General features: G+C 73.0%; 20 protein-coding genes. 8 read left to right on the top strand and 12 right to left on the bottom strand.

What is annotated here, in order from left to right:
- Positions 1-401: 401 nt before the first annotated feature.
- A complete protein-coding gene (locus B7R87_RS28070) occupies positions 402-1,175 on the bottom strand; it encodes a GntR family transcriptional regulator (RefSeq protein WP_078902058.1) in 774 nt (257 codons plus the stop codon).
- Between the two features lie 101 nt (positions 1,176-1,276).
- On the opposite strand from B7R87_RS28070, the gene B7R87_RS28065 reads away from it, so the two are divergent.
- On the top strand, positions 1,277-2,317 hold the full coding sequence (locus tag B7R87_RS28065) for a Gfo/Idh/MocA family oxidoreductase (protein WP_006345641.1): 1,041 nt from the start codon (positions 1,277-1,279) through the stop codon (positions 2,315-2,317).
- Positions 2,318-2,748: 431 nt separating this feature from the next.
- Here B7R87_RS28065 and B7R87_RS28060 read toward each other — a convergent pair whose 3' ends face one another.
- From B7R87_RS28060 to B7R87_RS28050, 3 genes are read right to left on the bottom strand one after another with little or no spacing between them, the layout of a single operon-like run.
- A complete protein-coding gene (locus B7R87_RS28060) occupies positions 2,749-3,921 on the bottom strand; it encodes a cytochrome P450 family protein (protein WP_006345642.1) in 1,173 nt (390 codons plus the stop codon).
- 9 nt (positions 3,922-3,930) lie between these two features.
- Entirely contained in the window at positions 3,931-4,632 is a 702-nt protein-coding gene (locus B7R87_RS28055) for a response regulator transcription factor (protein ID WP_006345643.1), read from the bottom strand.
- Positions 4,620-5,870: a sensor histidine kinase gene (locus tag B7R87_RS28050; RefSeq protein ID WP_006345644.1), complete on the bottom strand. Its 1,251-nt coding sequence runs from the start codon at positions 5,868-5,870 to the stop codon at positions 4,620-4,622. Before B7R87_RS28050 ends, B7R87_RS28055 begins: the two co-directional genes overlap by 13 nt.
- A 145-nt stretch (positions 5,871-6,015) precedes the next feature.
- On the opposite strand from B7R87_RS28050, the gene B7R87_RS28045 reads away from it, so the two are divergent.
- Positions 6,016-6,231, top strand: coding sequence for a hypothetical protein (locus B7R87_RS28045; RefSeq protein ID WP_006345645.1), 216 nt, complete (start codon positions 6,016-6,018; stop codon positions 6,229-6,231).
- 48 nt (positions 6,232-6,279) lie between these two features.
- On the opposite strand, the gene alc is transcribed toward B7R87_RS28045, so the two are convergent.
- Positions 6,280-7,545, bottom strand: coding sequence for an allantoicase (gene alc, locus B7R87_RS28040; protein WP_006345646.1), 1,266 nt, complete (start codon positions 7,543-7,545; stop codon positions 6,280-6,282).
- A 2-nt stretch (positions 7,546-7,547) separates the two neighbouring features.
- The gene (allB, locus tag B7R87_RS28035; protein WP_006345647.1) at positions 7,548-8,897 is read right to left on the bottom strand and encodes an allantoinase AllB; all 1,350 of its coding nucleotides are present in this window, start codon (positions 8,895-8,897) and stop codon (positions 7,548-7,550) included.
- 290 nt (positions 8,898-9,187) lie between these two features.
- Between allB and B7R87_RS28030 the strand changes: the two genes are divergently transcribed.
- A complete protein-coding gene (locus B7R87_RS28030; RefSeq protein ID WP_006345648.1) occupies positions 9,188-9,991 on the top strand; it encodes an IclR family transcriptional regulator in 804 nt (267 codons plus the stop codon).
- Between the two features lie 156 nt (positions 9,992-10,147).
- On the opposite strand, the gene B7R87_RS28025 is transcribed toward B7R87_RS28030, so the two are convergent.
- Entirely contained in the window at positions 10,148-10,834 is a 687-nt protein-coding gene (locus tag B7R87_RS28025; RefSeq protein WP_006345649.1) for an alpha/beta hydrolase, read from the bottom strand.
- Positions 10,835-10,971: 137 nt separating this feature from the next.
- Entirely contained in the window at positions 10,972-11,289 is a 318-nt protein-coding gene (locus B7R87_RS28020; RefSeq protein ID WP_045852781.1) for a DUF5955 family protein, read from the bottom strand.
- A gap of 402 nt (positions 11,290-11,691) precedes the next feature.
- Between B7R87_RS28020 and B7R87_RS28015 the strand changes: the two genes are divergently transcribed.
- The 4 genes from B7R87_RS28015 to B7R87_RS28000 all read left to right on the top strand — a co-directional run bounded on the left by B7R87_RS28015 (position 11,692) and on the right by B7R87_RS28000 (position 16,657).
- Positions 11,692-12,342, top strand: coding sequence for a nucleotidyltransferase family protein (locus B7R87_RS28015; RefSeq protein ID WP_130584711.1), 651 nt, complete (start codon positions 11,692-11,694; stop codon positions 12,340-12,342).
- A 178-nt stretch (positions 12,343-12,520) separates the two neighbouring features.
- Complete coding sequence (aceB, locus tag B7R87_RS28010) at positions 12,521-14,146, top strand: malate synthase A (RefSeq protein ID WP_040913513.1); 1,626 nt, start codon at positions 12,521-12,523, stop codon at positions 14,144-14,146.
- A 72-nt stretch (positions 14,147-14,218) separates the two neighbouring features.
- A complete protein-coding gene (locus tag B7R87_RS28005; RefSeq protein ID WP_006345653.1) occupies positions 14,219-15,493 on the top strand; it encodes an FAD-dependent monooxygenase in 1,275 nt (424 codons plus the stop codon).
- 159 nt (positions 15,494-15,652) lie between these two features.
- Positions 15,653-16,657 carry an alpha/beta fold hydrolase gene (locus B7R87_RS28000; protein WP_040913516.1) on the top strand — a complete coding sequence of 335 codons (1,005 nt, stop codon included), beginning with the start codon at positions 15,653-15,655 and terminating at the stop codon, positions 16,655-16,657.
- 60 nt (positions 16,658-16,717) lie between these two features.
- Here B7R87_RS28000 and B7R87_RS27995 read toward each other — a convergent pair whose 3' ends face one another.
- Positions 16,718-17,704 (bottom strand): fibronectin type III domain-containing protein, encoded by a 987-nt coding sequence (locus B7R87_RS27995; protein WP_006345655.1) that lies wholly within the window; start codon positions 17,702-17,704, stop codon positions 16,718-16,720.
- 316 nt (positions 17,705-18,020) lie between these two features.
- On the opposite strand from B7R87_RS27995, the gene B7R87_RS27990 reads away from it, so the two are divergent.
- Positions 18,021-18,764 (top strand): VOC family protein, encoded by a 744-nt coding sequence (locus B7R87_RS27990; RefSeq protein ID WP_006345656.1) that lies wholly within the window; start codon positions 18,021-18,023, stop codon positions 18,762-18,764.
- Positions 18,765-18,790: 26 nt separating this feature from the next.
- Here B7R87_RS27990 and B7R87_RS27985 read toward each other — a convergent pair whose 3' ends face one another.
- The 3 genes from B7R87_RS27985 to B7R87_RS27975 are packed head-to-tail and all read right to left on the bottom strand — an operon-like array spanning position 18,791 to position 21,807.
- A complete protein-coding gene (locus tag B7R87_RS27985) occupies positions 18,791-19,696 on the bottom strand; it encodes an ABC transporter ATP-binding protein (protein ID WP_006345657.1) in 906 nt (301 codons plus the stop codon).
- 4 nt (positions 19,697-19,700) lie between these two features.
- Positions 19,701-20,804 carry a FecCD family ABC transporter permease gene (locus tag B7R87_RS27980; RefSeq protein ID WP_130584710.1) on the bottom strand — a complete coding sequence of 368 codons (1,104 nt, stop codon included), beginning with the start codon at positions 20,802-20,804 and terminating at the stop codon, positions 19,701-19,703.
- Between the two features lie 4 nt (positions 20,805-20,808).
- The gene (locus B7R87_RS27975) at positions 20,809-21,807 is read right to left on the bottom strand and encodes a FecCD family ABC transporter permease (protein ID WP_040913529.1); all 999 of its coding nucleotides are present in this window, start codon (positions 21,805-21,807) and stop codon (positions 20,809-20,811) included.
- Positions 21,808-21,912 lie beyond the last annotated feature (105 nt).

Below are 21,912 nucleotides of genomic sequence, written 5' to 3'. Positions count from 1 at the left end.
ACGCCGTGCCCTTCTTGCCGTACCGCTCGCCCTCGGGACCACCGCGCCCGGTGGCGCGGCAGCGGGGCGAAATGTCGTGCCCCAGCCGCCCAAGTATGGGTCACGGCAGGTCGGAGGGTGGGCATCGGGTACGCCGGGGACGTCCAGGGGCCCCCGGGACGCCGGTCTCGCAGGGGTGCCCGTGGCGAGCGGGGCTGGTGCCGTGCGGTGCCTGCGCATGGTGGATCCGCCTTCCCTCCCGGCCGCCCGGTTGCGGCTGGGTGAGTTTCTACGGCTGCCACGAGACCCCGTCAAGACTTTGTCCGAACATTCTTACGCGGCCGACCTTTGGATCTGCGGGGGTCTCGGGCGGCCGGGGCAGCGGGCAGAGGGGCAGCGGTCAGAGGGTCAGGGGTCGAGGGTCAGGGGCGGACGAGGAGCTGGAACTCGAAGGAGTAGCGGGAGGCGCGGTAGATATGGGCGCCGTACTCGACCGCCCGTCCGGTGTCGTCGAAGGTGGTGCGCTCCATGGTCAGCACGGGTGCGCCGGGCTGCTCCGTCAGCCGCAGGGCCTCGATACCGGTGGCAGCCCGGGCGCCGACCGTCTGGCGGGCGCTGTGCAGGGTGATCCCGGCGGCCCGCATCAGCCGGTAGAGGCCCGTGCTCTCCAGCGGCGGGGTGTCCAGGGCGAGCAGTCCGGCCGGCAGATAGTTGGTGAGCAGGGCCATCGGCTCCCCGTGGGCGTAGCGCAGCCGCTCGACGGAGTGGACTTCGGTGCCCTCGGCGACCCCGAGGGCGGCCGCGACCCGGTCGGTCGCCGCCGTCGTGGTGTTGCGCAGGACGACGGTGGCCGGACGCTGCCCGGCCGCTTCCAGGTCGTCGTAGAGGCTGCTCAGCTCCAGGGGCCGTTTGACCTGGCTGTGGACGACCTGGGTGCCGACGCCCCGGCGGCGGACCAGCAGGCCCTTGTCGACGAGGGACTGGATGGCCTGGCGGACGGTGGGGCGGGACAGCCCGAGCCGCCCGGCCAGCTCGATTTCGTTGCCGAGCAGGCTGCCGGGGGTGAGCGCCCCCCGCTCGATGGCGGACTCCAGCTGCTGGGCCAGCTGGAAGTACAGCGGGACCGGGCTGGTGCGGTCCACACTCAGCGGGAGCGACCGGGACGGGTCCGGCTCTGGTCTGGGCTGCTTGGGCACGGGCCGAGCGTAATCGGGTCTTATGTTGACGGGAAGTCGTGAAGTCCGGTTGTCAGGACAAAGTCTTGACAGCGTCCGCCGGGGAGCTTCATTTTGGGCGCATGCGCATCGGACTCATCGGTACGGGACGTATCGGCACTTTCCATTCGGCGGTCCTCGGCCGCCATCCGGACGTGGACTCCCTGGTCCTGGCGGATGCGGTCCCGGTCCGGGCGGCCGCGGTGGCCGAGCGGCTGAGGGCCGAGCGGCTGGGAGCGGAGTCGGTCGCGGAGCCCGAAGAGGTCTTTGCCGCGGGTGTGGACGCCGTGGTGATCGCCTCGGCGACGGCGTCCCACGCGGAGCTGATCGGACGCGCGGCGAGGGGCGGGCTGCCGGTCTTCTGCGAGAAGCCGATCGCCCTGGACGTGGCGGGCACGGAACGGGCCCTGGCCGAGGTCGCGGCGGCGGGCACCGAGCTCCAGATCGGCTTCATGCGGCGTTTCGACACCGGCTTCGGGGCGGCCAGGCTCATGGTGGGCTCGGGGGTGCTGGGCACCCTGCACACCGTCCGGGCGGTGACCGCGGACCCCGCGCCGCCGCCCGCGGGCTATCTGCCGCTCTCCGGCGGGCTGTACCGGGACTGTCTGGTCCATGACTTCGACGCGATCCGGTGGGTGACCGGACGGGAGGTCGACGAGGTGTACGCCGTCGGGGAGAGCAGGGATCCGCGGACGCCCCACGAGGCGGGGGTGTTCGAGGAGGCGGGGGACGTGCACACGGCGGGGGTGGTGCTCACTCTCGACGACGGGACGGTGGCGACGGCGACCGCCACCCGGTTCAACGGCGCCGGGTACGACGTGCGGATGGAGCTGGCGGGCCATCTGGACCAGATCACGGTGGGTCTCGACGACCGGACGCCGCTGGTCTCGGTGGAACCCGGGGGGCCGGAGCGTCCGGCGCGGACCTGGCCGGGGTTCCTGGAGCGGTTCGCCCCCGCGTACGAAAGGGAGCTGGACGCCTTCCTGAAGCTGGTCCGGGGCGAGATCGCCAACCCGTGCGACGGCCGCGAGGCGCTGGAGGCGCTGCGGATCGCGGAGGCGTGCGAGCTGTCACGGCGCGAGCGGCGCCGGGTGGCTCTCGCCGAGATCCCGGGCGGCGCCTGAGCCCTCCCGGCGGGTACGCGGGACCGAGCCGGGCCTGGCGCACCGCCCGCCCGGGTCCGCCCGGGCCGGGTGCCGTGCCCGGACGGCCGGTGCACGGACCGGGCCCGTACACCCGGCGACCCGGCCCGGACGGCCGGTGCAGCCCGAGATGCCCGGGCACGGCCCGCCGGGGGCGAGTGCCGTGCCCGGACGGCCGGTGCACGGACCGGGCCCGTACACCCGGCGACCTGGCCCGGACGGCCGGTGCAGCCCGAGTTGCCCGGGCAGGGCCCGCCCGGGGCGAGTGCCGAGCGCGGACGGCAGGTGCAGCGGCCTGAGCCCGTCCGGCGGCCCGGACGGCCGGTGCGGCGGCCCCAGCTGTTCAGCCGTTGCCCGGGCCGGGCGGCGCACGGTCCGTCGGGCGCCGGTCCGTCGGTGACCGGCGGACGGACCTACCAGCGGACGGGGAGCGTGCGGGTACCGCGCATCAGCAGTCCCGGCAGCCATTCCGGCGGGCCGCCCGCGGGGTCGGCCGCCAGTCCGGGGCAGCGGTCGAGCAGGGCCGTCAGCGCGATCCTGGCCTCCAGCCTGGCCAGCGGGGCGCCGACGCAGAAGTGGACGCCGTGGCCGAAGGCGAGATGGCCCCGGGTGTCGCGGCGGATGTCGAAGGTGTCGGCGTCGGGGAAGCGGGCCGGGTCCCGGTCGGCCGCGCCCAGTCCGACGAGGACGACATCGCCCGCCGGAATCACGGTGCCGCCGACCGGGACGTCCTCGGCGCTGTAGCGGAGGGTCGAGGTCTCCACCGGGCCGTCGTACCGGAGCATCTCCTCGACGGCGCCGTCGAGGAGGCCCGGGTCGGCCCGCAGGGCGGCCAGTTGGCCGGGATGGGCGAGCAGCGCCCGTACCCCGTTGCCGATCAGATTGACGGTGGTCTCATGGCCGGCGATCAGCAGCAGAAAGCCGAGGGCGCGCAGTTCGGGCGCGGAGAGCCGGTCGTCGGATTCGTCGCGGGCGCGGATCAGATCGGAGAGCAGGTCTCCGGTGGAGCCCTGCCGGCGTTTGGTCTCGATCAGCTCGTCGAGATAGGTGCCCAGGGCGATCAGCGCGGGCTCCACCTCGGACTGGTCCTCGGGGGCCACGATGCTGTGGGACCAGATCCGGAAGGAGTCGCGGTCGCCCGGCGGCACCCCCAGCAGTTCGCAGATGACGATGATGGGCAGCGGGAAGGCGAAGGCGCCGATCAGATCGGCGCGGCCGGCGGGGACCATGGCGTCGAGCAGTTCGCCGGTGATCTCCTCGATACGGGGGGCGAGTTGCTCCACCCGGCGCATGGTGAACTCCCGGGCCACCAGTTTCCGGAGTCTGGTGTGGTCGGGCGGGTCGACTTCCAGCAGGTTGGGGCCGATGATCCGCCCTTCGAGGGAGGAGAAGCCCACCGTCAGGGGTGATTTGACGAGCCGTTCGTCGGTGAGGGCGGCGCGGGCCTCCTCGTGGCCGACGATCAGCCAGAACGTCCCTTCCGTGCCGTGGACCCGGTGGACGGGTCCCTGTTCGCGCGCCGCCGCGTAGTACGGGTAAGGGTTCTCGGTGAAACCGTGCCAGTCGCTCAGGTCGATGGTCCCCATGGGCTCAGGCTACGTCGCCGGGCCCGGCCCGTCCCCGTCGAGCAGTCCCGCGTCATGGGCGAGGAGCGCGATCTGGACACGGTTGTTGAAGCCCAGTTTGGCCAGGATCCGCGAGACGTGGGTCTTGACCGTGGGGACGCTCATATAGAGGGTCCTCGCGATCTCGGCGTTGGACCGGCCGCGGCCGATACCGACGGCGACCTCCCGCTCCCGCCCCGCGAGCAGGGCGATTCCGGCGAGCGCCGCGTCCCGGCGCGGATCGCCGCCCGGCCCCGGCGCCTGGGCGGCGACGTGGTCGATCAGCCGGCGGGTGACGGCGGGCGACAGTACGGGCTCGCCGCCCGCGACCCGGCGGACCGCCTCGACGATCTCGGCGGGCGGGGTGTCCTTGAGGACGAATCCGGCGGCGCCGGCCCGCAGCGCCCGCAGCACCTGCTCGTCGGCGTGGAAGGTGGTGAGGACGACGACCTCGGGGGCGCCGGGCCTGCGGCGGAGCTCCTCGGTGGCGCGCAGCCCGTCGACGTCGGGCATCCGGATGTCCATCAGGACGACGTCGGGGGCGAGCCGTTCGACCAGGGTGGGGACCTCGGATCCGTCCGCGGCCTCGCCGACGATCAGCAGGTCGTCGGCGCCGCCGAGCATCAGGGAGAGTCCGGCACGGACGAGGGGATCGTCGTCGACGACGAGGAGTCGGATGGTCATGCGGCCCACGGTAGCCAGGCCCTGACATGGAATCCGCCGTCGCCCGTCGCTCCGTGTTCCAGACTGCCGCCCGCGAGGGTGGCGCGTTCGGTGAGGCCGATCAGCCCCTGCCCGGAACCGGGGACGGCTCCGACGGGCCCGGAGGGCGCCGGATTGTCGACGGCGACGACGACGCCCGTGCCGGGGGCGCCGGTGACGGCGACGGTGACCTCGGCGCCGGGGGCGTGTTTACGGGCGTTGGTCAGTCCCTCCTGGGCGATGCGGTAGACGGTACGGCCGAGGACCGCGGGCACCCGGTCGGGGTCCTGGACGCGGTTGTCGAGGACGACCGCCATCCCGGCCTCGCGGGACTCCTCGACCAGGGCGTCGAGGGTGGCCAGCGTCGGCTGCGGGCGGTCCTCGGGGCCGTCGCCGGGGGCGCGCAGCACGCCGATGATCTGGCGCAGGTCCTGGAGGGCGTCGTGGGCGCTGTCGCGGATCACCCCGGCGGCCCGGGCTATCTCGGCCGGGGGTGCGCCGGGCCGGAATTCCAGGGCGCCGGCGTGCACGCTGAGCAGGGTGAGCCGGTGGGCGAGGACGTCGTGCATCTCGCGGGCGATGGCCTCGCGGGCCAGCCGCTGTGCCTGTTCGGCCCGGAGCTCGGCCTCGGTCTCGGCCCGGTGGGCGCGTTCGCGCAGGGCGACGTACAGCTGCCGCTGGGAGCGGATCAGCATGCCCCAGCCGAGCGCCAGCAGCAGGACGACCAGTCCGGCGATGACGGAGGCGAGGACGGATGTGGTCGGGTCGGGGCGGACGAAGGGCTGGACCACCCCGAAGGCGATCATGATCGGGCCGGCGATCGCGACGGCTTTGAAGGGCCGGTGGACGGCGAGGCTGAAGACGGCGACGACCAGGGCTCCGGCGACGGCCGGGGAGAAGATGCCGACCAGGGCGAGGCCGAGGGCGAGCTGGACGGGCCAGCGGCGGCGCAGCCAGACGGCGCAGCAGCTCAGCAGGCCGACGATCTCGTCGAAGCGGACGACGGCCTGGTTCCCGTTGAACTGGTGGCTCTGGTCGATGACGATCATCGCCATCAGGGCGGCGAAGAGGAAGAAGAGCAGATCGACGACCCAGTCGCGCACGGTGCGCCGGATCCGGCCGCGGGCGTTGGTGCGGACGGGCCGTTCGCCCGCCGGTTCGGGGTCGTACAGATCCGGGTCCGCCGCCATGGCCGAAGGCAGGAGCCAGGAGTATTCCGTACGGGTCATGGGACCACGTTACGCAGCCGGCACGAGTCCCGCCGCCGGTTGGCGGAGGGCCGCTACCAAAGTCGGGGAGAACGAGACCTTCGGCAGACGGACAGGTGCCGACGGCGGACGCGCCGAGGGGGCGCGGGCCGCCAGCATCGGTCGTATGAAGAAGATTCTGGAGTCCGTGGGCGGGGTGGTGCTGGTCCTCGGGCTGGCCGGGGTGATCCGGGAGCTGACGGGCTGGTTCCGCTTTCTGGGTGTGACCGAGTCGCTCACGGAGAACGTGGGCCTGCTGCGGGAGCACGCGCTCCTCACGAATGTGGTCATCGGTGTGGTCGGCTTCGTCATGGTGATGATCGGGGAGTCCCGCTCCCGTTGACGGGGTGGCAGGGGGCGGGGGCGGGACTTCCGGGGCGGTTCCGGGTGATCAGCTGCGGGGTTCGCGGTGGCGTGCGGCGAGGCGGGCGCCGGCCTCGGGGGTGAGTGAGCCGAAGAGGCGGAGGCGGGAGATGCCGCCGTCGGGGTAGATGTCGATCCGGACCTCGCGGGCCGTGACGGGGGCGTCGAGGAGGAAGCGGTGGTTGGTGTCCGGCTGGAGGCGGGTGCGGGGCAGGATCTCGGTCCACTCGCCGCCGTGCGTACCCGCGGCGGTGTCTCCGTCCGATCCGCTGCCGGTCTTCTCGCCGCTGTTCTCGCCGGTGGTCCGGGCCGGTCCGGTGTGCGGCGCCGTGTCCCGGACCGAGACGGCGGCCCAGCCCGCGCTGTTGCCCTTGAGACAGGCGGTGTCGATCTCCATCGCGCGGATCTCGGCCTGTTCGACGAGGCGGTAGCGGATCCAGTCGTTGCCGTGGTCGCGGCGGCGGCGGGTCTCCCAGCCGTCGTCCATCTTCCGGGAGCGGCCGGGCATGATGGTGTTGGTGGCGGGTGAGTAGAAGCGGTCGGAGGCGTCCTCGACCCGGCCGCCGTTCTCCAGGGCGGCCAGGTCGAAGGTGCCGAGGGCGGCCAGCCAGGCGGGGTCGGGGACGACGTCGCCGTGGACCCGCAGCCGGGCGATCCCGCCGTCGGGGTGCTGGTTGAGCCGGAGATGGGTGAAGCGCTGTCCGGCGGCGACGGTGAAGCCGTTGGCTGCGTGCCCGCCGACGGAGGTACGGGGGACGAGGGTGGTCCATTCGACGTCGTCCGCGAGGAGGTCGTCGGGCGAGGGGCTGCCGGGTACGGAAGTGGCCTGGACCGACACCGAGCGGGGGTAGTTGCCGCGGAAGTGGGCGGTGTCGACGACGATGCCCCGGACGATACCGGGGGCGCCGAGGCGGACCAGGGCCCAGTCGTGGTCGTCGTCGGCGGGGTGCGGGGTGCGGGCGGACGCGCCGCGTCGCCGGCGGGTCTCCCAGCCGTCCATGACCTTGCCCTTGTGGCCGAAGTGTTCGGGGTCGAACACGGCGGGCGCGGGGGTCAGCAGGTTCTCGCGTTCGGCGAAGAACTCGTCGTTGGCGGCGATCACGGCCGCGCCGAGTCGCCGGTCGGCGAGGTCGACGAGGTGGCTGAAGGGGAAGTCGGCGGTCCGGTAGTCGGCGTAGGGGTCGCCGCCGCCGTAGGGGCGGGCGTCACCGGTGAACACCAGCGGGGTGGTGGGAGCGGGAACAGCCGGGGTGGTGGAAGCAGGGGCCGCGGAGGGGGATTCGGTCGGGGGCATGTTCAGTTGTTCCTTTCGAGGAGGCGGCCGGTGGGTCCGGCCGGGGTTCCGTCCGTCGCGATGCGCACTCCCCGCAGCCAGGTCGAGCGGACGGTTCCGGTGAGGGTCCGGCCCGCGTAGGCGGTCACCCGGTTGCGGTGGTGGAGCCGGACCGGGTCGACGGTGAAGGTCTCGTCGTCCGCGACGATCGCGAAGTCGGCGTCGCGGCCCGGTTCGACGGCGCCCTTGCGGCCGAGCCCGGCGAGCCGGGCGGGGCCCGCGGACATCCAGCGGGCGATGTCGTCGAGGCGGTGGCCCCGGCGCCGGGCTTCGGTCCAGACGGCGGGCAGCCCGAGCTGGAGGGAGGAGATCCCGCCCCAGGCGGAGCCGAAGTCGGGGGTTTTGAGGTTCTGGGTGCACGGCGAGTGGTCGGAGACGATGCAGTCGATGGTGCCGTCGGCGAGCCCGGCCCAGAGGGCGTCCTGGTTGGCCGCTTCCCTGATGGGCGGGCAGCACTTGAATTCGGTGGCCCCGTCGGGGACCTCTTCGGCGGTGAGGGTGAGGAAGTGCGGGCAGGTCTCGGCGGTGATCCGTATGCCGTCGGCTTTGGCGCGTGCGATCAGCGGCAGCGCACCGGCGGACGACAGATGCAGTACGTGGACGCGGGCGTCCAGCTCCCGGGCGAGGGAGACGAGGGTTTCGACGGCCGCGTTCTCGGCGTCCCGGGGGCGGGAGGCGAGGAAGTCGGCGTACCGGCCGCCGGACGGTTCCGCGGTCAGATGCCGGGGGTCCTCCGCGTGCACGATCAGCAGTCCGCCGAAGCCCGCGATCCGTTCCATGGCGCGGGCCAGGTGTTCCCGGTCGAGAGGGGGGAACTCCTCGACGCCGGAGGGCGAGAGGAAGCATTTGAAGCCGAACACCCCGGCGTCGTGCAGGGGGCGCAGTTCGTCGGTGTTGCCGGGTATCGCGCCGCCCCAGAAGCCGGTGTCGACATGGGCCGCGGGCCCGGCGACCGCCTGTTTGACGCGGAGGTGTCCGACGGTGGTGGTCGGGGGCAGGGAGTTCAGCGGCATGTCGAGCAGGGTGGTGATACCGCCCGCGGCCGCGGCGCGGGTCGCGGACCGGAAGCCCTCCCATTCGGTGCGCCCCGGGTCGTTCACATGGACATGGGTGTCGACCAGGCCCGGCAGTACGGCGTCGTCGCCGGCGTCTTCCAGCGGACAGCCGGGCGGTGGGGCGGTGTCGTACGGCAGGACCGCGTCGATCCGGCCGCCGCGGACGGTGATCAGGGCGGGCCGGGTGCCGTCCGGGGTCACCACCCGGGTCGACCGTATCGCCAGCCGGGCTTCAGGTTCCGTCGCCGTATCCGCCATCGGTCACCCCATCCGGAGAGTTCAACGTTTTGTTGAATTCCTGCTGAGGGCATCTTCATCACGGCGACCGAAGCAGTCAAGGGTTGGACGTTTCCGCAAAATGGAAGCAGAATCTCGTGATGCAGAAGAGAGTGTGGGGCCGGTGTTCTGCCCGCCGACCGTCCGGCGGGCTCGGCGCATCGGCGTCAACACCCCCTGACCGGCGGGGATTCCGGTACGGCGGCGGTGTGCCGACGGCGGCCGACCGGTAGGCTGCACTCTTGCCCGTCCGCTCGAAAGGACCGCCGCCCGTGCCGACGTCCAGCGCCAGCGCCCGCTCCACCGACGCCGCCAAACCGTCGAACGGCGGGGGCGTGCAGTCCCTGGAGCGCGCCTTCGATCTGCTCGAACGCATGGCCGACGCCGGGGGCGAGGTCGGGCTGAGTGAGCTTTCCGGCAGCAGCGGGCTGCCGCTGCCCACGATTCACCGGTTGATGCGCACGCTTGTGGCCTGCGGATACGTCCGTCAGCAGCCCAACCGCCGCTATGCGCTCGGCCCCCGTCTGATCCGGCTCGGCGAATCGTCCGCGCGGCTGCTCGGCACCTGGGCCCGCCCCTATCTGGCGAGGCTGGTGGAGGAGACGGGCGAGACCGCGAACATGGCGCTGCTCGACGGGGACGAGATCGTGTACGTGGCGCAGGTTCCGTCGAAGCACTCGATGCGGATGTTCACCGAGGTGGGGCGGCGGGTGCTGCCGCATTCCACGGGGGTCGGCAAGGCTCTGCTCGCGGACTGCCCGGCGGAGGAGGTACGGGCGCTGCTGGCACGGACCGGGATGCCGGCCGCGACGGAGAAGACGATCACCACTCCGGAGGGTTTCCTCGCCGCGCTGGAGCAGGTCCGCCGTACCGGATACGCGGTCGACGACAACGAGCAGGAGATCGGCGTCCGGTGCCTCGCGGTGCCGGTGCCCGACTCCCCCACGGCGGCGGCCATCTCCATCTCGGGCCCCGCGGGGCGGGTGACGGAGGCGGCGACGGAGAAGATCGTGCCGGTCCTCCAGGAGGTGGCCCGCGATCTGTCGGCCGCACTGGCGAACACCGGGGGCCACTGACTCCGCCGACCCGGAGCAGCTCGGGAGGCCCGGGAGCCCTGCGGGGACCCGCGGCGCAAGGGCCCCGGGCGCACGGCAGCTCCGAGGGGCGGACCCGTTCACCACGGGTCCGCCCCTCGGAGCCGTACCGCCGTACCGCCGTAACGCCGGACCGGCTCAGGCGCTCGCGGCCTCGTCGATCAGATCCACGACCGCCTTCGGCTGCGAGGCCAGCGATGCATGGCTGGCGTCGAGCTCGATGACCTTGCGCGGGTTCATCCGGGCGGCCATCCGGCGCTCGTTGTCCGGGTCGATCATGCGGTCCTCGGTGGACACCTGGTACCAGACGGGCTTGTTCCGCCAGGCCGGTGCGGTGATGTTGTCGCCGAAGGTGGAGGCCAGGGGTGCCTTCTGGGTGACGGCCATGGTGTACGCCTCGTCCTCGGCCAGGTCCTGGCCGAAGCTCCAGTGGTACTTGTCCTGCTTGACCCAGAGATAGCCGTCGGAGTCCGGGACGAGGTTCTCGAACGCGGCGGGCGGGTGCTCCTGGCTGATCTGGCCGGGGCTCTCGCCCGCGTCGGGCGCGAAGGCCGCGATGTAGACCAGTCCGGTGACATTGGGCAGATCGCCCGCTTCGGTGATGACCGCGCCGCCGTACGAGTGGCCCACCAGGACCACGGGCCCGTCGACCTGCTTGACCATCTTGCGGGTGCGCTCGGCATCCTCGGCGAGGGACGTCAGCGGGTTCTCCACCGCATGGAGCTTGTCGTAGCCCCGGCTCTTGAGTTCGAGGATCGCCTTGTTCCAGTGGGCGGCACCGCCCCAGAAACCGTGCACCAGAACGATCGTCGGCTTGTCGGCCATGTCCGCACCTTCATATCGCTTGTGTGTGGGACCCCCTGCCGATCCACGCTAGGACCGGGCGGGGCACCCCGCCACCGCAGCCGGGTGCGGGCCGGTGCGGCATCCAGGGAACCAGGAACGGGGCCGGGAACGGAGCCTCAGCGCTGCCGGGGGACCTCCCCGAACATGTCCACGGCGTTGCGGACCGCCAGCACCCCGGGCGCCAGTGCGCTGACCGAGCCGATGGCCCCGGCGATCAGCAGCAGGGCGCGGCGCATCCGGGCGATGTCCGGATCGCCCCGGGCCGCCATCTCCGCCAGTACGGCCAGTTCATCCTCGGCGACTTCCCGGTCGGAGAACCGGCCGGGGTGTGCCGCCAGTTCCCGGCGGAGCCGGGAGACCGCGGCACGGAGCCCGGTCACCCTCGGGTCCTCACCGCTGTCCGTCACACGCGTCTGCCCCACGCTCCGCAACAGACCACACCCCCCTCGCCGCCCACCGGGCGCATCGACGACTCTCAGTCGACACTCAACCACCCAGAGTTGCGGGTCAGTTAACGGCATCCGAGGTGGTGTGCGCCACTCCGCGGACGGAAATCAGCCCGGATGCAGGCATGATTCAGGCCGTTTTCAGGATGCGGGCTGGACGGGCTCCCTCGCGTACATCCAGGTGATGACGGAGATCATCCATGGCCCACCGGGGCCGAATGGGGTGATTTCCGCTGGTAGGTGACCACATCGACATGGCTGGAGTTGACCGGCGGACAGTCGGAAGTCGCGCCCGGGGAGTACGCCGGGGCCGGATTTCCGGACGTAGCGGGGTTCACTCCACCAGGTGGCCCGATTCGGCCCACAGGTGACGGACGGAGCGTAAAGGGGATGCGGGTGCACGGGACGGACGGGACGGACAGGCCGGACGGGGCGGGTGGGGCGGCGGGGGTGCCCGTGGTCGCGGGGCTGGTGCTGGCGGCGGGCGGGGGACGGCGGCTGGGCGGCCGGCCGAAGGCGCTGCTGCACCACCGGGGGCGCCCGCTGGTGGAGCACGCGCTGTCGGCGCTGCGCTCGGGCGGCTGCGGGCCGGTGCACGTGGTGCTGGGCGCCGCGGCCGAACAGGTGCGCGCCGAGGCGGATCTGACGGACGGTGTGCCGGTGGAGAACCCGGACTGGGCCGGGGGCATGGGGTCGTCGTTGCGGGCCGGTCTGGACTCCCTCGCGGCGGGCGGGGCCGTTGCGGTGGTGGTCGTACTGGTGGACCAGCCGGGTATCGGGGCGGCCGCGGTCCGCCGGGTCGTGGCGGCAAGGGCCGGCGCGCGGGACGCCCTGGTGTCGGCGGCGTACGGGGGCGAGCGGGGCCACCCCGTGCTGTTCGGGGCGGACCGCTGGCCGGAGATCGCGAGAACCGCGGCCGGGGACCGGGGCGCGCGGGCGTATCTGCGGGCGCATACGGCGGAGCTGACGCTGGTGGAGTGCGGTGATGTGGCGGAGCCGTACGACATCGACACCGTGGCGGACCTCGACCGGCTGGAGTGACCGCGAGGAAAGCGACCCCAAGTGCAGTGACCGCGGGTGGAGTGGCAGCAGGGGCCGGGGTTTCTCGATATCAACACACCTTGTAGTTCCACAATGAGGAAACTACTATCCATTTTGATCACTGCTCGTCTTCCGGACGACTCCTGCCACGCACCGCCCGCTGAAGGAAGTGACCACCATGTCCGCACCAGCGCCGTCCTCGCCGGCCGTCGTCGAAGCCGCCCCCCTGCCGCGTCAGGAGGAGGTGCTGACGGAGGCCGCGCTCGCCTTCGTGGCGGAGCTGCACCGGCGCTTCACCCCGCGCCGGGACGAGCTGCTCGCCCGCCGCGCCGAGCGCCGGGCCGAGATCGCCCGTACCTCCACCCTCGACTTCCTTCCCGGGACCGCGGCGATCCGGGCGGACGATTCCTGGCGGGTGGCCCCCGCTCCCCCGGCCCTGGAGGACCGCCGGGTGGAGATCACCGGCCCCACCGACCGCCGGATGACGGTCAACGCGCTGAATTCGGGGGCCCGGATCTGGCTGGCGGACTTCGAGGACGCCTCGGCACCCACCTGGGAGAACGTGGTCCTCGGCCAGCTCAATCTGATGGACGCCTACCGGCGCCGGATCGACTTCACGGACGAGCGGACCGGGAAGTCGTACGCCCTGAAGCCGGACGAGGAGCTGGCGACGGTCGTGATGCGGCCCCGCGGCTGGCATCTGACGGAGCGCCATCTGCGGGCGGCCGACGGCACCGCGATCCCCGGCGCCCTCGTCGACTTCGGCCTCTACTTCTTCCACAACGCCCGGCGCCTGCTGGAGCTGGGCAAGGGCCCGTACTTCTACCTCCCGAAGACCGAATCGCATCTGGAGGCGCGCCTCTGGAACGACGTCTTCGTCTTCGCCCAGGAGTACACGGGCATCCCGCACGGCACGATCCGCGCCACCGTCCTCATCGAGACGATCACCGCCGCCTACGAGATGGACGAGATCCTCTACGAGCTGCGCGACCATGCGTCCGGGCTCAACGCGGGCCGCTGGGACTACCTCTTCTCCATCGTGAAGAACTTCCGGGACGGCGGTGCGAAGTTCGTCCTCCCCGACCGGAACGCGGTCACCATGACCGCGCCCTTCATGCGCGCCTACACCGAACTCCTCGTCCGCACCTGCCACCGTCGCGGTGCGCACGCGATCGGCGGCATGGCCGCCTTCATCCCGTCGCGGCGCGACCCCGAGGTGAACCGGGTCGCGTTCGAGAAGGTGAAGGCGGACAAGGACCGGGAGGCGGCGGACGGCTTCGACGGCTCCTGGGTCGCCCACCCCGATCTGGTGCCGATCGCCATGGCCTCCTTCGACGCCGTCCTCGGCGACCGGCCGAACCAGAGGGACAGGCTGCGCGAGGACGTGTCGGTGGCCGCCGGGGATCTGATCGCGATCGACTCGCTGGACGCCCGCCCGACGTACGACGGGCTGCGCAACGCGGTCCAGGTCGGCATCCGCTACATCGAGGCCTGGCTGCGCGGTCTGGGCGCCGTCGCCATCTTCAACCTCATGGAGGACGCGGCCACCGCGGAGATCTCGCGCTCCCAGATCTGGCAGTGGATCAACGCGGGCGTGGTCTTCGAGAACGGCGAGCGGGCCACGCCGGAGCTGGCCCGCCGGGTGGCCGCGGAGGAGCTGGCCGCGATCCGGGCCGAGCTGGGCGCGGAGACGTTCACGGCGGGCCACTGGCAGCAGGCCCACGACCTGCTGCTGAAGGTGGCGCTGGACGAACGGTACGAGGACTTCCTCACGGTTCCGGCGTACGAGCAGCTCACCGGCTGACCCCGCGGTCCCGGCGCGGGTGCCCGCGCCGGGACCGTCCGCGCCGGGACGGCCTGCTGCCATCATGAGCCCATGCCGGGAACACGCGTCGCCGTCGTCGGCGGCAGCATCGCGGGCTGCGCGGCCGCGCTCGCCCTCCATCGCACGGGCCACCACGACATCACCGTCCACGAACGCACCACGGGTGAACTGTCCGCCCGGGGCGTCGGTGTCGCGGTCCACGAGGGCCGCTACCGGGAGCTGGCGGCGGCCGGGTACCTCGACCCGGCCATGGCACACCTCAGGCTCCACGGCCGCCACTGGTACGTACGCGCTCCCGGCGACGGTCCGGCCGACCCCCTGGGGCGCCGGATCCGTACCGAAGCCTTCGATTTCCGTACGTACAACTGGGGGCCGCTCTGGCGCGGGCTGCGCGCCCGGGTGCCCGGCACCGTCCGCTTCCGTACCGGCAGCGCCGTCACCGCCGCCGCCGAGACGCCCGACGCCGCGCTCCTCACCACCGCCGGTGGTGCCGTGGAACCGTACGACCTGATCGTGGGCGCCGACGGCTACCGCTCGGTGGTCCGGGCGGCGGTCGGCCCCGGCGGGCGCCCCGCCTACGCGGGCTATCTCGCCTGGCGCGGCGCCTATCCGGAGGAGCGGCTGCCCGACGCAGCGCGATGGGATCCGGCCGCGGCCGCGTACGTGGTCTTCCCGGGCGGTCACGTCGTGCTCTACCGGATCCCCGGCGAGCGGGGCGGCCCCCGCGTCAACTGGGTGCTCTACACCGCCCCGCCGGCCGACGCGGATCTGCCGTTCTCCGCCCCGGCGGCCGGGTTCGCCGGGCTCGACCTGCCGGGCTCCGCGCCGAGCAGCGTGCCGCCGGGCCGGGTCGGCACCGTACTGCGGGAGCATCTCGCCGCCCTGACGGCCGAACACTTCCCGCCGTTCTGGCGGCAGGTGATCGACCTGACCGAGCCCGGTGAACTCTTCGTCCAGCCGATGTACGACGCCATCGCGTCGCCCGGCGCCACGGGCCGGATCGCCCTCATCGGCGACGCGGCGACGGTGGCCCGCCCGCACACCGGGGCGGGCGCGGTGAAGGCGCTCCAGGACGCGACCCTGCTGGAGTCGGCGCTCCGGGACGGGGGTGCCCTGCCGGACGCGCTCCGCGCCTACGACTCCGCCCGCGAGTCGCTGGGCCGCACCATGGTCGACCTGGGGCGCAGCCTGGGCGCCGCCCTGGTCACCGGGGCCCCCGACTGGCGGACCCTCGACGATGCCGCGCTGGCGGCGTGGTGGCGCGGCGCGGACGCGGCGGGTGCCTTCGGGGGACAGCGCACTCCCGAGGAGCCGGAGGCGCGGTGACCCCGCCGGGGTGAGGCGTACCGCCACACGATTCCGGGCGGGGCCGTCACCCGGACGGTCGGGGCCGTCACTCTCCCGGCGCGCCGGAGCGTGCGCTCGCCCCCGCGGGCGAAAACGCTGAGGACGACAGCCCCCCTCCGAACGAATCGAGAACCGACCATGGCTGTGTCCCCCTCCCCCGCGTCCCCCTCCCGCCGCCGGATATCCCGGGCCCTGGCACTCACCCTCGCCCTGTCCGCGGCGGCGCTCTCCGCCGCGCCCGCGGCGGCGGCCGCACTGCCCGCCGCCGAAGAGACCGACCCGAAGGGCGTCAAGCCGACGGTGGTGCTGGTGCACGGCGCGTTCGCGGACGCCTCCGGCTGGAACGCGGTCGCCGAGGAGCTGACGGACCACGGGTACAAGGTCGTGGCACCGGCCAACCCGCTGCGCGGACTCGTCTCCGACTCCGCGTACATCGCCAGCGTGCTGAAGAGCATCGACGGGCCGCTCGTCCTCGCGGGGCACTCCTACGGCGGTGCGGTGATCGGCAGCGCGGCGGCCGGCAACCCGAACGTGAGGGCGCTGGTGTACGTGTCGGCGTTCATGCCCGACAAGGGGGAGAACCTGGGGACCCTGGCGGCCAAGTTCCAGGGCAGCGAACTGCAGCCGGCGCTCAACCCGGTCCCGTACTCGGACGGCGTCCGCAAGGGCACCGATCTGTACATCAAGACGGACAAGTTCCACAGCGTCTTCGCCGCCGACCTGCCCGTATCGCAGACGAAGCTCATGGCCGTCGAACAGCGGCCGATCGCGCAGGCCTGCTTCGAGGAGGCCGCACCCGGGGCGGCCTGGCGGACGGTCCCCTCGTGGTTCGTCGTCTCCAAGCACGACAAGGCGATCGCACCCGATCTGGAGCGGTGGCAGGCGAAGCGGGCCGGATCGAAGACCGTCGAGATCGACTCGTCGCACGTGTCGATGATGTCGCACCCCGATGTGGTGACCCGGCAGATCCGCGAGGCGGCGAGCGGCACCGCGACGGGCGCGGCGAAGAGCGCGGCGCTGGCCGACACGGGTTCGCGCACGATGGCGCTGGTCGGGGTCGGAGGTCTTGCGGGCACGGCAGTCCTGGCGGGTACGGCCCTGCTGGTGACGGCGCGCCGGCAGAGCGCGGCCCGCGGCGACTGAGGCGGGCGGTTCCGGTCCCGGTCGGCTGCGGAGCCGGCCGGGACCGGGCGCACGCCCGGCCTACTGGATGACCACCGTCCGCTGGGCGGAGAAGTCGCCCCACTTCCCGTCGGGGAGCTTGGCCCGGAGCTTGACGCTGTAGCGGGTGCCCGGCGGGTCGGTGACGGTCATGGTGTACGTCGCCTTTCCGGCGGGCGGCTCGCCGCCCCAGACGATCGTGGTGGCCAGCTTGCCGTTGAGATACAGCTCGTGGCTCGCAATCTCGCCTTCGGCCTTCGGGGGCAGCCAGGTCAGATCCACGCTGCCCTTGCGGGCGGTGACGGTGAGTCCGGTGGGTGCGGTGGCGGGGCCCTTCCCGGCCGCGGCGGGTGTCGTCAGATCCACGGCGTTGCTGTCCGGTGAGGAGTTCTCCCCGGCGTCCCGGGCCCGCACGGTGAAGGTGTAGACCGTGCCGGGGCGCAGGCCAGGGACCCGTGCGGTGGTCTCGGTGCCGGAGACGCTGTGGATCCGGGTGTCCTCCTGGTAGACGTCGTACGCCGTCACCTTCAGATTGTCGCTGGCGGCCCGCCAGTTGAGGGTGACCGCCCGGCCGCCGTCGACGGTGCCGCGCAGCGCGGCGGGGGTGGTCGGGGCCTTCCTGTCGTCCGGGGTGGGGGCGGGGGTGGTGACGGGGACCGCCGCGGTGGCCTCCGACAGATTGCCCGCGGCGTCCCGGGCGCGGACGCTGAAGGTGTACGCCGTCGACGGGCTGAGTCCGTCGATGTCGACCATGGTCCGGTCGCCCGCCACGGTCTTGACCTTGCGGTCCTTCTCGTAGACCTCGTAGCCGTTGACGGCCCTGTCGTCCTTGGCGGGCTGCCACATGACATGGACGGAAGTGGCGCTGCCCGCCTGGGCGGTGAGACCGGTGGGGGTGGTGGGGGGTTCGGTGTCCTTCTTCTCGCCGGGGTCCGAGCAGCCGGTGAGGAGGAGCAGGGCGGCGGCCGCGCCGAGCAGCGCGGTGCGGGTCGTGTTGCGGGGGATGCCGTGAGTGGGGGGACGGTGCACGATCGGGCCTCCGCTGGCGAAAGCGTCGAAGTGGGGGTGGGGGGTGCCGGGTGGGGACGGACGGTTGGGGGGGGAACGACGGGGCCCGAAGACCCCTATTGGTCCAGACCAGCCAGACCAATATCCCCGCACCCGGGCGCGACAGCAAGCCCCTTGCCCTGCCCGGCGATGCGGGCAACCGGGCCTTGGAGGAGCGGAGTCGGGCCCCCGAGTCGGGTCTGACCGGGTGGCAGGCCTCCCGGGCCGGGCCCCCGCTGCGGTCCCCGATCCGGGCGCTCCGGCCGGGGGTTCGTCTTCTGGAGGTAGGGTCGGCGGCATGGCGCTGCACCTCTTCCAGATGAACATCAAGGCCCGGGACGACGCGGCGCTGGCCCGCTTCTGGGCGGAAGCGCTCGGCTGGAGCGTTTCCGGTACGGAGCCCGGTGCGACCACCGTCAAGCCGATGGGGCCCGCCTGGCCGGACCCCGGTGCGGTCCGTATCGACTTCATCGCCGTTCCGGACCCCGCGGTCGTGGAGTACCGCGCACACCTCGAACTCGCCACGACCTCCGCCGCCCGGCACGCGGAGCTGGTCGCACGGCTGAAGGAACTCGGTGCGACGTCCGCCGACGCGGGCCCCGGCGAACCCTCCCGGACGGTCCTGGCCGATCCGGAGGGCAATGTGTTCTGCGTCCCGGAGCCCCGGGAGTCCTACCGGGACACCGGGCCGATCGCCGCGGTTGTCGTCGACTGCGCGGATCCGCGGGCCATGGCCCGGTTCTGGGGCGGAGCGGTGGACTGGACCGCGCACGAGGCGACCGGCGAACGTGCCCTGCTGCGCTCCGCCCACGGCGCGGGCCCGTTTCTGGAGTTCGTGCGCACACCGCATCTGCGGGAGACGCGGCACCGCCTCCATCTCGACCTCGCGGCCCACCCCTTCGACTCCGCCGGGCAGGCGGCGGGCGTGGCGCGGCTGAAGAGCGTCGGCGCGACGGCCCCGGATCCGGGCCCGAAGGAATTTCCGTGGCAGGTGCTGGCCGATCCGGAGGGCAACGAGTTCTGCGTCCTCGGCCCGGCCTGACCCGGAGCCCTCGTGGGGGCGTTCGGTCAGTCCTGCATCATCGGCCGCGCCACCGGGGTGTGGCGGCTGAGGGGGACGACCATCGGGGTGCCGCTGACCGGGTCCTCCGCGATCCTGCACCGCAGGCCGAAGACTTCCTCCACCAGCGGTTCGGTGATGACGTCCGCCGGGCGGCCCTCGGCGACGAGACGGCCGGACTTCAGGGCGACGACATGGTCGGCGTAACGGCACGCCTGGTTGAGGTCGTGCAGGACCATCACGACCGTCCGGTTCTCGGTCCGGTTGAGATCGGTGACCAGGTCGAGGACGTCGATCTGGTGGGCCAGGTCGAGATAGGTCGTCGGCTCGTCGAGAAGCAGCACCGGGGTCTCCTGGGCGACGGCCATCGCGATCCACGCGCGCTGCCGCTGACCGCCGGAGAGTTCGTCGACGGGGCGGTCGGCCAGTTCGGTCATCCCGGTGGCGTGCAGGGCATCGCGTACGGCGCGTTCGTCCGCCGGTGACCACTGGCGCCACCAGGTCTGGTGGGGCGAACGGCCGCGGCCGACGAGGTCGACGACGGTCAGGCCCTCGGGGGCGACGGGCGTCTGCGGGAGGATGCCGAGGCTGCGGGCGAGTTCCCGGGTGGGGATGGAGTGCACGGAGCGCCCGTCGAGGGTGACCGTGCCGGTCCGGGGGGTCAGCAGCCGGGCGAGCGCCCGCAGCAGGGTCGATTTGCCGCAGGCGTTGGCCCCGACGATGGCGGTGATCCGGCCGGCCGGGAAGGAGACGTCGAGTCCGTCGACGACGACCCGGTCGTCGTACGCCAGCCGCAGACCGTCGGCGCGGAGTCCCCCGGCCGGGGCCGGTGCCGAGTCCGGGACCGGTGCGGCAGCCGGGTCAGGTGCGGCAGCCGCGGCGCGGTCCGGTGCGGTGGCGGATTTCTCTGACATGTGTTCAGCCTCCTGAACCCGCGCGGTTGGCGCGGACGAGCAGCCACAGCAGTACCGGTGCGCCGAGCACCCCGGTGACGACACCCACGGGAAGTTCGGTGCCGCCGATCAGCCTGCGGGCGACGAGATCGGATACGAGGACCATGAGGGCCCCGGCGAGGCCCGAAGCGATCAGCGGCGGCCAGGCCGTACGGGCGAGGCGCTGCGCGATCTGCGGGGCGGCGAGGGCGACGAAGGCGACCGGACCGGCGGCAGCAGCGCCGAACGCGGCCAGTCCCACCCCGGTGAGCAGCGCGGCGACCCGGACCCACTGGACCCGGATGCCGAGACCGCGCGCCACGTCGTCGCCGAGCTGGAGATCCCGCAGCTGACGGCCGAGCAGCAGGGCCGCGGGCACCAGCACGGCCAGCGCCCACAGCAGCGGAGTGATCTGCGGCCAGTCGCGGCCGTTGAGGTTGCCGACCAGCCAGCCCAGCGCCGCCTGCGCCTCGTGCCGTGCGCCGCGGGCCATCAGGAAGTCGGTGATGCTGGTGCAGATCCACGCGATACCGATGCCGACGAGGATGATCCGGTAGCCGGTCGCGCCCCGCCGCCAGGCCAGCAGATAGACCAGCGCGGCCGTGACGAGCCCGCCGAGCAGGCCGAGGAGCTGGGTGCCGAGGCCGCTTCCGACGCCGAGGACGAGTCCCGCGACGACCGCCGTGCCCGCGCCCTGGGTGATGCCGATCATGTCGGGGCTGGCGAGCGGATTGCGGGTGAGGGTCTGGAAGAGGGCCCCGGCCAGGCCGAAGGCGCAGCCGACGAGGAGCCCGGCCAGTGCCCTGGGGAGCCGTAGCTCGATGACGATGAGCCGGTTGCCGGGCTCTCCGTGGCCGAACAGGGCGCGGACCACGTCGGCAACGGCGATCGGGACGTCCCCGGCGGTCATACCCCAGCAGAAGACGGCGAAGACGGCGGCGGCGAGGCCCGCGGAGACGGCCGTGAGCCGGGGCCGCAGGATGCCGGAGACGGGCGGCGCGGCGAGCCGGAACGGCAGCCGGTCGCCGCGGCGCCGAGGGCCGGGCGCGGCGGCCGGCGGTTCACCGCGGCGGGTGAGGAGGTCGGTCATGGGTTCACAGCTCCGCGAGTCGTCGGCGGCGGACCATCACAATGAACAGGGGTCCGCCGACGAAGGCGACGAGGATGCCCGCCTGGATCTCGGCGGGCCGGGCCAGCAGCCGTCCCGCCACGTCCGCGGCGAGCAGCAGGACCGGGGCGAGCAGTGCGGAGAGGGGTAGCAGCCAGCGCTGGTCGGGGCCGATCCCGGCGTACTGGAGCAGGACCCGTACGGCATGGGGGACGACGAGCCCGACGAAGACGATGGGACCGACGACGGCCACGGCCGCCCCGACCAGGAGGGTCACGGAGGCCACGCCGAGGGTACGGATCCGGCCGGTGCGCAGCCCGAGGGAGGTCGCGACGTCGTCGCCGAGAGCGAGACCGTTCAGGGACGGGGCGAGGGCGAACGCGATCAGCGCACCGACGGCGAGGAACGGCAGGATCCGCAGCAGGTCGTCACCGGACTGGTTGGCCAGGGTTCCGGCGGACCAGAACCGGAAGCGGTCGAGCGCGTCCGGGGAGGTCAGCGCGATCGCGCTGGTCAGCGAGCCCAGGAAGGAGGTGACGGCGACCCCGGACAGGGCGAGCTTCACCGGGGTGGAGCCGGACCGGCCGAGCCCGCCCATCACGTACACCAGCAGACTGGCCGCGAGCGCCCCGGCGAAGGCGAACCAGATGTACCCGTACGCCGAGCCCAGGCCGAAAACCCCGACCGCGACGACGATCGCGAACGCGGCACCCGCACCGACCCCGAGCAGTCCGGGGTCGGCGAGGGGGTTGCGGGTCAGGGCCTGCATCAGTGCCCCGGCGAGTCCGAGGGCCGCCCCGGCGGCGACGCCGAGTGCGGTGCGCGGGACCCGGACGGACCGGACGGCGTTCTCCACCCGGGCATTGGGCGGATCGCCCAGCAGGGTGCGCCAGACCTCGGCCGGGGGTATGTCCAGAGCGCCGTACAGCAGGGATACGGCGATCAGGGCGAGCAGCAGGGCCGTCGCGCCCGCCACCAGCAGCAGGCCCCGGGTCCGCCGGGCGGGGCCGGCCGGGCCGGACGCCGCCGCGGGGTCCGTGGTCTTCTCCGGGGTCGCCGGATGCACCGGTTGTCTCCTTCTCCGGGGTCG

This window comes from Streptomyces tsukubensis (assembly GCF_003932715.1).
GTDB classification, from domain to species: domain Bacteria; phylum Actinomycetota; class Actinomycetes; order Streptomycetales; family Streptomycetaceae; genus Streptomyces; species Streptomyces tsukubensis.
The sequence above is the reverse complement of the archived record's forward strand: the minus strand, read 5'-3'. Positions and strand labels throughout refer to the sequence as shown.

Excerpts from the sequence above, each read along its gene's own strand:
- B7R87_RS28065 (WP_006345641.1), top strand. The coding sequence starts at position 1,277 with ATGCGCATCGGACTCATCGGTACGGGACGTATCGGCACTTTCCATTCG.
- B7R87_RS28060 (WP_006345642.1), bottom strand. The coding sequence starts at position 3,921 with ATGGGGACCATCGACCTGAGCGACTGGCACGGTTTCACCGAGAACCCT.
- B7R87_RS28050 (WP_006345644.1), bottom strand. The coding sequence starts at position 5,870 with ATGACCCGTACGGAATACTCCTGGCTCCTGCCTTCGGCCATGGCGGCG.
- B7R87_RS28045 (WP_006345645.1), top strand. The coding sequence starts at position 6,016 with ATGAAGAAGATTCTGGAGTCCGTGGGCGGGGTGGTGCTGGTCCTCGGG.
- alc (WP_006345646.1), bottom strand. The coding sequence starts at position 7,545 with ATGCCCCCGACCGAATCCCCCTCCGCGGCCCCTGCTTCCACCACCCCG.
- allB (WP_006345647.1), bottom strand. The coding sequence starts at position 8,897 with ATGGCGGATACGGCGACGGAACCTGAAGCCCGGCTGGCGATACGGTCG.
- B7R87_RS28025 (WP_006345649.1), bottom strand. The coding sequence starts at position 10,834 with ATGGCCGACAAGCCGACGATCGTTCTGGTGCACGGTTTCTGGGGCGGT.
- B7R87_RS28015 (WP_130584711.1), top strand. The coding sequence starts at position 11,692 with ATGCGGGTGCACGGGACGGACGGGACGGACAGGCCGGACGGGGCGGGT.
- aceB (WP_040913513.1), top strand. The coding sequence starts at position 12,521 with ATGTCCGCACCAGCGCCGTCCTCGCCGGCCGTCGTCGAAGCCGCCCCC.
- B7R87_RS28005 (WP_006345653.1), top strand. The coding sequence starts at position 14,219 with ATGCCGGGAACACGCGTCGCCGTCGTCGGCGGCAGCATCGCGGGCTGC.
- B7R87_RS28000 (WP_040913516.1), top strand. The coding sequence starts at position 15,653 with ATGGCTGTGTCCCCCTCCCCCGCGTCCCCCTCCCGCCGCCGGATATCC.
- B7R87_RS27990 (WP_006345656.1), top strand. The coding sequence starts at position 18,021 with ATGGCGCTGCACCTCTTCCAGATGAACATCAAGGCCCGGGACGACGCG.
- B7R87_RS27985 (WP_006345657.1), bottom strand. The coding sequence starts at position 19,696 with ATGTCAGAGAAATCCGCCACCGCACCGGACCGCGCCGCGGCTGCCGCA.
- B7R87_RS27980 (WP_130584710.1), bottom strand. The coding sequence starts at position 20,804 with ATGACCGACCTCCTCACCCGCCGCGGTGAACCGCCGGCCGCCGCGCCC.